The 10,840-nt window shown below is 70.4% G+C and carries 12 protein-coding genes; 7 read left to right on the top strand and 5 right to left on the bottom strand.

Features of this window, described 5'->3' with window-relative positions; all coding sequences use genetic code 11:
* On the bottom strand, nt 1-682 hold a 682-nt coding region (locus tag ASD93_RS15640), incomplete at its 3' end, for a DUF222 domain-containing protein (protein ID WP_162253406.1).
* A 393-nt stretch (nt 683-1,075) separates the two neighbouring features.
* Here ASD93_RS15640 and ASD93_RS15635 point away from each other — a divergent pair.
* The gene (locus ASD93_RS15635; RefSeq protein WP_056125159.1) at nt 1,076-1,279 is read left to right on the top strand and encodes a hypothetical protein; all 204 of its coding nucleotides are present in this window, start codon (nt 1,076-1,078) and stop codon (nt 1,277-1,279) included.
* A gap of 58 nt (nt 1,280-1,337) precedes the next feature.
* Here the strand turns inward: ASD93_RS15635 and ASD93_RS15630 are convergent, their stop codons facing one another.
* Complete coding sequence (locus ASD93_RS15630; protein ID WP_082569428.1) at nt 1,338-2,006, bottom strand: PadR family transcriptional regulator; 669 nt, start codon at nt 2,004-2,006, stop codon at nt 1,338-1,340.
* Nucleotides 2,007-2,094: 88 nt separating this feature from the next.
* On the opposite strand from ASD93_RS15630, the gene ASD93_RS15625 reads away from it, so the two are divergent.
* Both ASD93_RS15625 and ASD93_RS15620 read left to right on the top strand, forming a co-directional pair.
* The gene (locus ASD93_RS15625) at nt 2,095-3,222 is read left to right on the top strand and encodes an aromatic ring-hydroxylating oxygenase subunit alpha (RefSeq protein WP_056125157.1); all 1,128 of its coding nucleotides are present in this window, start codon (nt 2,095-2,097) and stop codon (nt 3,220-3,222) included.
* A 1-nt stretch (nt 3,223) separates the two neighbouring features.
* The gene (locus ASD93_RS15620; RefSeq protein ID WP_056125154.1) at nt 3,224-4,207 is read left to right on the top strand and encodes a PDR/VanB family oxidoreductase; all 984 of its coding nucleotides are present in this window, start codon (nt 3,224-3,226) and stop codon (nt 4,205-4,207) included.
* Between the two features lie 22 nt (nt 4,208-4,229).
* Here ASD93_RS15620 and ASD93_RS15615 read toward each other — a convergent pair whose 3' ends face one another.
* Nucleotides 4,230-4,682 carry a MarR family winged helix-turn-helix transcriptional regulator gene (locus tag ASD93_RS15615; protein WP_056125150.1) on the bottom strand — a complete coding sequence of 151 codons (453 nt, stop codon included), beginning with the start codon at nt 4,680-4,682 and terminating at the stop codon, nt 4,230-4,232.
* 88 nt (nt 4,683-4,770) lie between these two features.
* Between ASD93_RS15615 and ASD93_RS15610 the strand changes: the two genes are divergently transcribed.
* The 4 genes from ASD93_RS15610 to ASD93_RS15595 all read left to right on the top strand — a co-directional run bounded on the left by ASD93_RS15610 (nt 4,771) and on the right by ASD93_RS15595 (nt 8,656).
* Nucleotides 4,771-5,697 (top strand): SDR family NAD(P)-dependent oxidoreductase, encoded by a 927-nt coding sequence (locus ASD93_RS15610; protein ID WP_056125147.1) that lies wholly within the window; start codon nt 4,771-4,773, stop codon nt 5,695-5,697.
* Between the two features lies 1 nt (nt 5,698).
* Nucleotides 5,699-6,583 carry an amidohydrolase family protein gene (locus ASD93_RS15605; protein WP_056125145.1) on the top strand — a complete coding sequence of 295 codons (885 nt, stop codon included), beginning with the start codon at nt 5,699-5,701 and terminating at the stop codon, nt 6,581-6,583.
* Nucleotides 6,584-6,598: 15 nt separating this feature from the next.
* Complete coding sequence (locus ASD93_RS15600; RefSeq protein ID WP_056125141.1) at nt 6,599-7,051, top strand: MaoC family dehydratase; 453 nt, start codon at nt 6,599-6,601, stop codon at nt 7,049-7,051.
* A 78-nt stretch (nt 7,052-7,129) separates the two neighbouring features.
* Nucleotides 7,130-8,656: an acyl-CoA synthetase gene (locus ASD93_RS15595; RefSeq protein WP_056125138.1), complete on the top strand. Its 1,527-nt coding sequence runs from the start codon at nt 7,130-7,132 to the stop codon at nt 8,654-8,656.
* Nucleotides 8,657-8,668: 12 nt separating this feature from the next.
* Here the strand turns inward: ASD93_RS15595 and ASD93_RS15590 are convergent, their stop codons facing one another.
* Nucleotides 8,669-10,315, bottom strand: a complete 1,647-nt coding sequence (locus tag ASD93_RS15590; RefSeq protein ID WP_056125133.1) for an amidohydrolase — start codon at nt 10,313-10,315, stop codon at nt 8,669-8,671.
* 45 nt (nt 10,316-10,360) lie between these two features.
* On the bottom strand, nt 10,361-10,840 hold the full coding sequence (locus tag ASD93_RS15585; RefSeq protein ID WP_056125131.1) for a DUF3237 domain-containing protein: 480 nt from the start codon (nt 10,838-10,840) through the stop codon (nt 10,361-10,363).

Here is a 10,840-nt window from a genome sequence, read left to right as displayed (position 1 = left end):
CGGTACCGCCGATCGTGGGAACTTCGCCCGAGCGCGCGGCGACCGTCAGGACTGTCGCGAAGGCGTCGTGCTGCCGCTGCGTGCGGGTGCGCGGATCRGCCTGCTCATCGACCGGCGCGTGCGGATCAGCGGCCACCGTCTCGACGAAGTGCGGGCCCGCCGGCGCCACTGGGCCATCGCCCTTGGGGTTGAGGATCGCGTGGAACAGGGTGTTCAGCTGCCCGGCGACTTCGGGCAGCAGCTGACCGCGCACCGGCACCAGCCCGTCCCGGCATACCCCGAGGGTGAGTCCTCGTTTGCGGAGCGCACGTGCCTCACGTGGCTCGGTGCCGTCTTGATCGAGGAACATCGCCCACACCTGCGCCTGCACCCGCAACACGTCCGCGCACGGCGCCGGCCCGCCATCGCACCCCGCCCCCTGCGCGGCAGCGGCCAGCTCCGCGTCGGCTGCCAGCCGCGCCTCGGGTGCGCACCCCGCCCCCTCCAACGCGCCGACCACCGCGACCAGCCCGTCGATGCCGACCGCGCCCGAGGCCAACGCTTCGCGCATCGCGGGATACGCCGCCGGCAGCACCTCACCCGACATCGGTGCCACCGGCCTGGAAACGGCCCGCGCACCGCGCAGCACCTCCCCCACCGACCGGGACGACTGCCGTGTCACCCGCTGCACCAGCTCCTTCACCGACCGGCACCCGTGCACGGTGGTGATCCGCTCCGCGTGCGGGGCAGCATCCGCCCGCCACCACCGCGACCAGCAGCGCATCAGCCAGACGCGACACCGCCGAAACCCGCGCCGCCACCGCCAACAGCTCCTCGTCACCCGACAGCCGCAACTCGCCCTCCGCGAACACCCCCGCCACGGCGCCGCCGAGCACACGCTCCACCTCACGAAGAGTGTCGACGAGGGCTTCCATACCCGAAGCCTGCCACCACCCACCGACATTCCTGGCGCGGAAAACCCCCAGATCAACGAACCAAACCAGACCTGCGGAAAGCCCGCTCTCACCCATCCTGTGGAGGAATCGACCGACTCGCAGCGACCCGGCAGCGGCTCCGCGAAATCAACCCTCCGGGCGTGAACGGTCTCGCAGTGCTGGCGCTCGCAGCGCCGCGCAGCGGCTGGGACGTGCTGCGCTTCCTCGTGCTCCCTCTCGCGGGCATCGCGATCAACATCGTGCTGTGGATCGGCATCGATCCCACCGCGAAGCTGCTGGGCCTGGGCCGGCTGCTGATCGGCGCGATCTACCTCGCCGCGATCACCCGAGGCTTCCGCCGGTAATCGCAGGCGATCCACGAGGATGAAGAAATCGGCACGCTCACGCACGGCGGCGCCGAGGTCACCGCGACTCGCTCCTCGTGATCTCCCTGCCCACCCTGCCCACCCTGCCCACCCTGCCCGCCCCGTCCGCCTCGCCCGCCTCGCCCGCCTCGCCGAGATCGTCCAGCAGCGCGAGTCCACGCTCTGCCCACGCGATCTCGAGATCGGCGCGGTCGATGAAGCCCTCGTAGGTGAAGACCTTGAAGGCGACGATCGCGTCGGGCGAGTGACGCGTGTCGGACTCCAGCCGACGGGCGAGGATCGGATGCTGCCGCGCCCGGATTCCGTCGAGCTGCGCCTGCCACTGAGCCCGGCGCTGGGCGTAGTGCTCGATGTGCTCCCGCAGACGCCGGCGCGCGGCATCCGGATCCGCCCACTCGAAGTAGGCGGCTCGCAGATGAGCAGGATCCCGTTCGTGCGGGTACTCGACGGGCTGCTCCATCCACTGCCCGAAGGCGTCGATCCCTTGCTCGGTGATCGAGTACTGAGTCTTGGTCGAGGTCGCCCCCCACGGCACGGCCCGATCCTCGATCACCCCGTCGGCGACCATGCGCTTGAGCTCGGGGTAGATCTGCGAGTCCGGCGCGTGCCACACGTGGCCGACCGAGACGTGGAACGCCTTCGCCAGGTCGTATCCGGTCATCGGCTGCGCGGTCAGCAGCGCGAGGAGCGCGTATCGCAGGCTCATGTGTCTCCCTCGGACCCGGATGGGTTGACATCCACACTAGCTTCGAAGGAATATCTATCTCGATAGATATTCGGACGAGGAGGTTCCGATGCAGGAGACGATGGCGGCGAAGCTGCTCGACCACCCCCGCAACGCCTGGTACGTCGCCGCGTGGGACCACGAGGTCGGGCGCAAGCAGATCCTCGCCCGCACTGTCGCCGGCCGGCCGCTGGCCCTGTACCGCGCCGAGGACGGGCGTCCCGTCGCTCTCGCCGACGCCTGCTGGCACCGTCTCGCGCCGCTGTCGCTGGGCACCCTGATCGGACCGGAGGACATCCGCTGCCCGTATCACGGCATCACGTACGACGCAGCCGGACGCTGCACGTCGATGCCGGCGCAGGAGACGATCAACCCGAGCGCGCTGGTTCCCTCGTTCCCGGTCGTCGACCGCTACCGGTACGTGTGGGTGTGGGTGGGCGACCCCGCGCTGGCCGATGCCGACACGATCCCCGACATGCACCAGATGACGGATCCGGAGTGGACCGGCGACGGGCTCACCATCCACGCCCCGTGCAACTACCAGCTGATCCTCGACAACCTCATGGACCTCACGCACGAGGAGTTCGTGCACTCGAGCAGCATCGGCCAGAAGGAGCTCAGCGAGTCCGAGTTCGTCACGAGCCACACCGACACGACCGTCACGGTGGAGCGCTGGATGCGCGACATCGACCCGCCGCCGTTCTGGCGCAAGAACATGCGCGACAAGTTCCCCGGCTTCGAGGGCCGCGTCGACCGCTGGCAGATCATCCACTTCGAGGCGCCGTCCACGATCCGCATCGACGTGGGAGTGGCGAAGGCCGGCACCGGGGCCCCTGAGGGGGACCGCTCGCAGGGCGTCAACGGCTACGTGATGAACACGATCACGCCCGAGACCGAACGCACCAGCCACTACTTCTGGTCGTTCCAGCGCAACTACCGGCTCGACAGCCAGCTCATCACGACGCAGCTCCGCGATGGCGTCCACGGGGTCTTCGGCGAGGACGAGGCCATGCTCGCCGCCCAGCAGGCGGCCATCGACGCGAACCCCGACTACGAGTTCTACAGCCTGAACATCGACGCCGGCGGCATGTGGGTGCGCCGGATCCTGGAGCGGATGCTGGCTGCCGAGGGTCGAGCCCGGGTTCAGCACGCCGCGAAGAAGCCGGGCGCCACGATCATCCGGCAGTCGGTGGCCTGACGTGGCGGCATCGCACTCGGAGGTCTGGCAGGGCGGCACGGTCGCGGCCACACACTCGCTCACCCCCGAGATCCGGCGGATCGAGATCGACGTCGACGATCCGGTGCGCGTGGATGCCGGCGCTCACGTCGTCGTGCGGATGCCGATCGCCGGCGAGATCGAGCGACGGTCGTACTCGGTCGTGGATGCATCGCCCGACGGCATCCGCATCGCACTCAGCGTCTTCTCGTCGCCGGTCAGCCGTGGCGGCGCGGCGGTCATGAACGCGCTGGCACCGGGCGATCGCGTCGAGCTGACCCGGCCGCTCAACGACTTCCCGCTGCGGCTCGGCGCGCCGCGCTATGTGCTGGTCGCCGGTGGGGTCGGCATCACCGCGATGATCGGCATGGCCGAGCGGCTCCGCGACGCGGGTGCCGACTACCGCGTCGTCTATGCCGGCCGCAGCCGCCCGCTGATGGCGTATCTGAATCAGCTCGAGGAGCGTCACGGCGACCGGCTTTCGGTTCACGTGCGCGACGAGGGCACGTCGATCACGGTGCCGGCGCTGGTCGAGGAGCTCGCACCGGGCACCGAGGTCTACGTGTGCGGGCCCATCCGGCTCATGGACGCCATTCGGCGTGCGTGGCTCGATCGGGGGCTGCCGATCGCGTCGCTGCGCATGGAGACGTTCGGCAACAGCGGATGGTTCGATGCGCAGGAGTTCACGGTGCGCATCCCGGCGATTGGGCTCGAGACGCGTGTCTCGTCGACCCAGTCGATGCTCGAAGCCCTGGAGGCCGCCGGAGCGGACATGCTCTACGACTGCCGCAAGGGCGAGTGCGGGCTCTGCGAGGTGCGCGTCCTCGGCCTCGTTGGCGAGATCGACCACCGCGACGTGTTCTACAGCGAGCGCCAGCGCAACGCGAGCGAGAAGATGTGCTGCTGCGTCTCGCGCGTCGTCCCCGCGACCGCCGGGGACGCGGTCGTCACGATCCTGACGACGTGAGGCGGGCGCCGCCACCCGCCGCTCAGCCCGCGAACGCGACCTTGCGCAGCAGCTCCGCCAACACCGCGCGATCGTCGTCGGCCAGCTGCGAGTGGAGCGCGCGCTCGGCGCCCAGCACGGCAGCACGCGCCTCGGCGAGGAGAGCGCGACCGGCCGGGGTGGCCACGACGACGTTCGCGCGACGGTCGCGCGAGTCGGGGCGCCGCTCGACGAGTTCGCGCCCCTGGAGGTCATCGACCAGCGCGACGACCTGGCTCGGGTCCAGTCGGAGGTGGTCCGAGATCTCGCGCTGCGAGGGTCCGGCGGTCTCGGCCGCCATCGACAGCACGGAGTAGGAACGCACCCGCAGCCCGAACTCGGCGAGCGCGGCGTTGCCGGCGGCGATCGAGAGCGCGTTGGCGCGTGCGATCAGGAAGCTCAGGTCGTCGTCCAGCCGGGTCGTCGAATCTGGCTCGTCCGTGCCCGCGCTCGTCATGCGTCGATGCTAGCAAGGATGAGTCCTGCAATCATTGACTTTCTCAATCATTGTGTGCTCGAATGGTTCGACACCCGAGAGGACCGCCATGTCACTGCAGGACAAAGTCGCCATCGTCACCGGATCCGGCCGCGGGCTGGGCCTGGCCTACGCGCAGGAACTGGCGCGGCAGGGAGCATCCGTCGTCATCAACGACGTCGACGAGGCCACCGCGGCCGAAGCCGTCGCGTCCATCGAGGCACTCGGCGGCCGGGCGGTCGCCGTGGTCGCCCCGGTCGGTCCGACCGAGACCGCGCAGAAGCTCGTCGCAGCTGCGGTCGAGACGTTCGGCCGCCTCGACATCCTCGTGACCAACGCCGGCGTGCTGCGCGACACCGTGCTGTGGAAGATGAGCGACGACGACTTCGACACGGTCATCGGCGTGCACCTCCGCGGCACCTTCACGTGCGTGCGCGAAGCGGCGACCTGGATGCGCGAGAACGAGGTCGCCGGCCGCATCATCTGCATCGGCTCCCCCACGGGTCAGCGCGGCAACTTCGGCCAGACCAACTACGCCGCCGCCAAGGCCGGCATCGTCGGGATGGTCCGCACGTGGGCGCTCGAGCTCAAGCGCGCCGGCATCACCGCGAACGCCGTGATCCCCGTCGCCGCCACCGCGATGACCGCGACCGTCCCCTACTTCGCCGCCGCCGTCGAGGCCGACGCCGCCGGTGAGCCCATGCCCCCCTTCTTCCGCCATGACCTCGGCTTCGGCACGTCGGACGACGTCGCCGGGCTCATCGCCTACCTCGCATCGGATGCCGCCGCCGGAATCACCGGCCAGGCGATCGGCATCGGCGGCGACCGCCTGCAGCTGTGGTCGCACCCCGAGGCCGTCTTCACGACCTACCGCGACGGCGGCTGGTCCGCCGAGGCGCTCGACGAGGAGGGCGCCGAGATCTTCGACGGCCGCCAGCAGTCCGTGGGCGAGAAGTTCCCGCCGCTTCCGGCGGAGCTGGACCGCACCAAGGCCTGACATGACCCGCTACGAACCGGCGATCGACGTCGACGCGCTCACCGCGATCGACGTCCACGTCCACATCGAGGTGGACGACCACGGGCACCACTCGCTGCCCGCCGACCTCGTCGAGGCCGCGTCGAAGTACTTCTCCGCCGACAGCCCCCGCCCCGACCTCGACGCGGTCGCGGACCACTACCGCGAGCGCGGCATGGCCGCCGTCGTGTTCACGGTCGATGCGGAGACCCAGCTCGGCCACGCGCCTGTCTCCAGCGAGGAGATCGCGCAGGGCGCCGCGCGCAACAACGATGTGCTGATCCCGTTCGGATCCGTCGACCCGCGCCGCGGCGACGCCGTCGACCGCGCGCGTCGCCTCATCGACGATTCCGGGGTGCGCGGCTTCAAGTTCCACCCCACCGTCCAGGGCTTCGACCCGAGTGACACCGCCCACTATCCGCTGTACGCGGTGCTGCAGGATGCCGGCATCCCGGCGCTCTTCCACACCGGCCAGACCGGCATCGGCGCCGGACTCCCCGGCGGCCGCGGCCTGCGCCTCGGCCTCTCGAACCCGATCCTGCTGGACCCCGTCGCCGCCGACTTCCCCGAGCTGCAGATCATCATGGCCCACCCGTCGGTGCCGTGGCAGGACGAGGCGCTGTCGGTCGCGACCCACAAGCACAACACCTGGATCGATCTGTCGGGGTGGAGCCCGAAGTACTTCCCGGACGCGCTCGTGCGCGCGGCGAACTCGTACCTGAAGAACCGGATGCTGTTCGGCAGCGACTTCCCGCTGCTCACCCCCGACCGGTGGCGCGCCGACGTGGCACAGACCGCCCTCAAGCCGGACGTCATGCCGGGAATCCTCAAGAACAACGCCGTGCGCCTGCTCGGCCTGGCGTCCTGACCGAACGGAGCACCAATGACCACGACCATCGCCTACGACGCGGTCGCCGGCCTCACCGGGACCGACCTCGGCTGGTCCGAGTGGCTGGAGATCACGCAGGACCGCGTGGACCTCTTCGCCGATGCGACCGACGACCACCAGTGGATCCACACCGACCCGGAGCGCGCGAAGGACGGCCCGTTCGGCGGCGCCATCGCCCATGGGTTTCTCTCGCTCTCGCTCGCGGTGAAGTTCTGGACCGAGCTGCTCGACGTCACCGACGTGACCACGAAGGTCAACTACGGCCTCGACAAGGTGCGCTTCGTGTCGCCGGTGAAGGTGGGCGCGCGCGTGCGGATGAACGCCGTCGTGGCCGAGGTCACGGAAGTCGCCGGCGGGTACCAGCTCGCGGTGGACCAGACCATCGAGGTCGAAGGCGGCTCCAAGCCCGCCCTCGTCGCGCGCGGACTGTACCGCTTCTACGCCTGATCCCGGGCCGGCGGACCGCCGGCCCTCCCCTATCCTCGCTTCGGGACATCGCGCCCCGCATCCTCGATGAAGAGAACCATGCAGATACACGGACTCGGCTCCTGGCTCCCCCGCCGCCGTCTCAGGAACCCCGATAAGACCGCGCTGATCTACGGCGAAGGCCAGCGAATGTCGTACGCCCGGTTCGCGCACACCGCAGAGCAGATCTCCGCGATCCTGGCCGAGCACGGCGTCACCGACGGCGACCCCGTCGCCTACCTCGGCGAGAACAGCCCCGAGTTCCTGGCCACGCTCTTCGGCGCGGCGCGACTGGGCGCCGTGTTCGTCCCGGTGAACACCAGACTCGCCGCCCCGGAGGTGCGCCACGTGCTCTCCGACTCGGGCGCCCGCGTGCTGCTGCACGACCCCGAGTTCGCCGACCGACTGAGCCCCGTTCTCGAGACACTCGAGCTGCAGGCGATCGAGACGGGCGTGACGGGCCGCAACGGCGCGCCCGGGCTGGGCCGACTTCTCGCCACCGTGCGCGAGGTCCCGGCAGCGGCGGAGACTCCCCCCGAGCATCCTGCCGCCATCGTCTACACGTCGGGGACGACGGGCCGCGCGAAGGGCGCCGTCCTCACGCACGGGAACCTCACCGCCGTCGCGCTCAACTGCATCGTGGACTATGACGTCGTCTCGAGCGACGTCGCGCTCATGATCTCTCCGCTCTTCCACGTCGCCTCCCTCGGCATGGGGGCCCTCCCGGCCGTTCTGACCGGCGCGACCCTCGTGCTGGAGAAGGGCTTCGAGGCCGGGCGCGCTCTCGATCTCATCGAACGGCACGCGGTGACGATGATGTCGGGCGTGCCGACCACCTACCAGCTCATCGCGGACCACCCCTCGTGGGCAACCACCGACCTGTCGAGCCTGCACAAGCTGACCTGCGGCGGCTCGGCTGTGCCCTCGCGCATCATCGAGGCGTTCGAGGCGCGCGGCCTGGCGTTCACGCAGGGCTACGGGATGACCGAGACCTCTCCCGGGGCGACGTCGCTGTCTCCGGCGATGACCCGCGAGAAGAGTGGAAGCGTGGGGCTGCCCCACTTCTTCACCGACGTGCGCATCGCTGCCGAGGACGGATCGATCCTCCCCGCGGGCGAGATCGGCGAAGTGCAGATCTCGGGTCCGAACGTGTTCGCCGGCTACCACGGACTGCCCGAGGCGACGGCAGCCGCCTTCACTCCCGACGGGTGGTTCCGCTCCGGCGACCTGGGCCGCCTCGACGACGACGGGTACCTCTACATCGCGGACCGGCTCAAGGACATGATCATCTCGGGCGGAGAGAACATCTATCCGGCGGAGGTCGAGAACGTCCTCGCCGGACTCGACGGCGTGACGGGCGTCGCGGTCATCGGCGTCCCCGACGAGCGATGGGGTGAGGTGCCCATCGCCGTCGTGACCGTGCGCGACGGCGTCCGCGTCGACACCGACACCGTGCGCGCCGCGCTGGCCGAGCGGATCGCCCGCTACAAGATCCCCAAGCGCGTGATCGTCGTGGGCGACCTTCCCCGCACCGCGTCGGGCAAGGTGCGCAAGCACGAGCTGCGCGAGCGGTACGCGGCGGACTGAGACCCGCCGCCCTCAGCGCGCGAAGACGACCTCGCCGGCGACCAGCGTCACCGCTGTCTGCAGCGACACGATCGCCTCGGCGGGAAGACGGAACGGGTCGGCGGTGGCGACCGCGATGTCGGCGCGCTCGCCGACGCGGATGCGGCCGGGGCGGCCGAGCACCAGCTCGGTCGATCCGTTCGTGTACGCGCTCAGCGCCTGGGTCAGCGTGAGCGACTGGTGCTCGGCGTCGAGGGTAGGCGGCGTCGCGCCGGCGGGCAGCGGCGGCGCCTCGATCCCCGGGGGCAGCGGCGCCCAGCGATTCACGGTCACATGGATGGCGAGCCACGGGTCGGCCGGCGACACCGGCCAGTCCGAGCCCATCGCCAGGTCGGCGCCGCCGTCGGCCATCGTGCGGAAGGGGTAGCCCTGCAGCATCCGCTCCTCACCGATCAGCTGGACGACGAAGGGGTCGGGCGCGGCCCACAGGCCCTGGATGTTCGCGGTGATCCCGAGCGGCCCGAAACGCCGCGCGTCGTCGGGCTGCACCATCGACAGGTGCGCGATGTGGTGGCGCCGCCGCGCGCCGTTGACGGCACGCGCCGCTTCGATCGCGTCGAGGGCCACACGGATGCCGCGATCGCCCATGATGTGCAAGTGCAGCGCGAACCCCGCGGCGTCGAGCTGGAGCACGAGGTCACGGACGGTGTCCTCGTCGAAGTGCAGCTCGCCGGTGAAGCCGTCGTGGGAGTGGTTGGAGTAGGGCTGGAGCAGAGCGGCGGTCTCGCCGTGCGGCACGCCGTCGATCATCGCCTTGGCGGTGCCGGTGTCGAATCCCGCGGCGGCGTTGCGCTCGCGCAGCTCGACGAAGCGTGCGACGAGCGCCGGCACGTCCTCGCGCTGCAGGCCGGGCGCCACCCACAGCGCGCCGGAGGTCTGGTCCTTGAGCGTGCCGTCGGCGATGGCCCGGAGGAACGCCGGCGTGCAGTCGGCCTTGCCGTTGTACTCGCCGAGGATCGCCTCGTGCCAGCCGGTGATGCCGAGGGTCCAGAGGTGCTCCTGCGCGTTGAGGAGTCCCGCGTACATCGCATCCTCCGACTCGGGCGGGATGACGCGACCCACGAGCTCCGCCGCCGTCTCGTTGAGGTAGCCGCTCGGATCGCCGTCCTCGTCGAGGTGGATGTGGCCGTTGTGCGGCTGCGGTGTGGTGCGGTCGACCCCGGCGAGCTCGAGCGCGCGCGAGTTCACCCACAGCGTGTGGTGCCCCGCATCGCTGAGCGCGACCGGGCGATCAGGGACGATCTCATCGAGCTGCTGCCGGGTGGGGAGCGCGAACAGCTCGTGGCTCCACCCGCCGCCGGTCAGCCATTCGGCGTCGCTGCGCTGCGCACCCTGGCGGATGAGGTCGAGGGTCTCCTGCACGGTCGTCGCGGACGTGAGGTCGATGCTCAGCCGCTCGACACCCGCGAACACGGCGTGCGCGTGCGCGTCGACGAATCCGGGGTGGATGAGCCCGCCGCGGGCATCGACCACGCGGGTCGAGGCATCCGCGGTCTCCCGGACGGCCGCATCCGATCCGACGCGGACGATCCGGCCGGAGCCGACCGCCACCGCGGTGCTCGACGTGAGCGTCTTCCCGTCGAAGACGCGCCCGTTCACGATGATGGTCTCGGCGATCATTGGTCTCCTTCGGCGGTGGGGGGATCGGCGGCGATGGCGGGGCGGTCAGACGAGCCGGAAGACCCGGATGACGACGTGTCCCGGTTCGGGCCGGGCGTACCCGACGAACTGGGACTCGGTGAGCCACTGCAGCTCGGGATGCTCGGTGCGGAAGACGAAGGCGGTGCGGTAGTAGAGCTCCTCCTCGCCGACGTCTTCTCCCGCGAGCATGCGCTCGAAGGTGTCGGCATCCGTGCGCCAGATGCCGCGGTTCACGACCTCGATGCCGGCGAATCCGCCGGTCACCTCGGCCTCGATGACGTAGCGTGCGTCGAGCGTCACGGTGAGACCCCGGCCGTGCCACCAGTCGCCGCCGCTGTCGAGGATGCGTCCCCGCAGCCGCGGACCGTCGAAGTCGCCGCCTGAGACCCGGGCGAAGTGGAGACCCTCACCGGGTGTGGCGCCGCCGAGCGGCACCTCGTCGTCGACGGCGCAGCGCAGCTCGAAGCAGTACTCGAAGCCGGGGGTCATCAGTTCGTCAGGCAT

The sequence above is a fragment of the Microbacterium sp. Root180 genome (assembly GCF_001428485.1).
GTDB lineage: Bacteria > Actinomycetota > Actinomycetes > Actinomycetales > Microbacteriaceae > Microbacterium.
Note: the sequence above shows the minus strand (reverse complement) of the source record. Positions and strands in the feature narration are given on the sequence as shown.

What these genes read in the sequence shown, in the direction of transcription:
- ASD93_RS15630 (WP_082569428.1), bottom strand. Translation starts at nt 2,006, where the DNA reads ATGAGCCTGCGATACGCGCTCCTCGCGCTGCTGACCGCGCAGCCGATG.
- ASD93_RS15625 (WP_056125157.1), top strand. Translation starts at nt 2,095, where the DNA reads ATGCAGGAGACGATGGCGGCGAAGCTGCTCGACCACCCCCGCAACGCC.
- ASD93_RS15615 (WP_056125150.1), bottom strand. Translation starts at nt 4,682, where the DNA reads ATGACGAGCGCGGGCACGGACGAGCCAGATTCGACGACCCGGCTGGAC.
- ASD93_RS15610 (WP_056125147.1), top strand. Translation starts at nt 4,771, where the DNA reads ATGTCACTGCAGGACAAAGTCGCCATCGTCACCGGATCCGGCCGCGGG.
- ASD93_RS15605 (WP_056125145.1), top strand. Translation starts at nt 5,699, where the DNA reads ATGACCCGCTACGAACCGGCGATCGACGTCGACGCGCTCACCGCGATC.
- ASD93_RS15600 (WP_056125141.1), top strand. Translation starts at nt 6,599, where the DNA reads ATGACCACGACCATCGCCTACGACGCGGTCGCCGGCCTCACCGGGACC.
- ASD93_RS15595 (WP_056125138.1), top strand. Translation starts at nt 7,130, where the DNA reads ATGCAGATACACGGACTCGGCTCCTGGCTCCCCCGCCGCCGTCTCAGG.
- ASD93_RS15590 (WP_056125133.1), bottom strand. Translation starts at nt 10,315, where the DNA reads ATGATCGCCGAGACCATCATCGTGAACGGGCGCGTCTTCGACGGGAAG.
- ASD93_RS15585 (WP_056125131.1), bottom strand. Translation starts at nt 10,840, where the DNA reads ATGCCTGACGAACTGATGACCCCCGGCTTCGAGTACTGCTTCGAGCTG.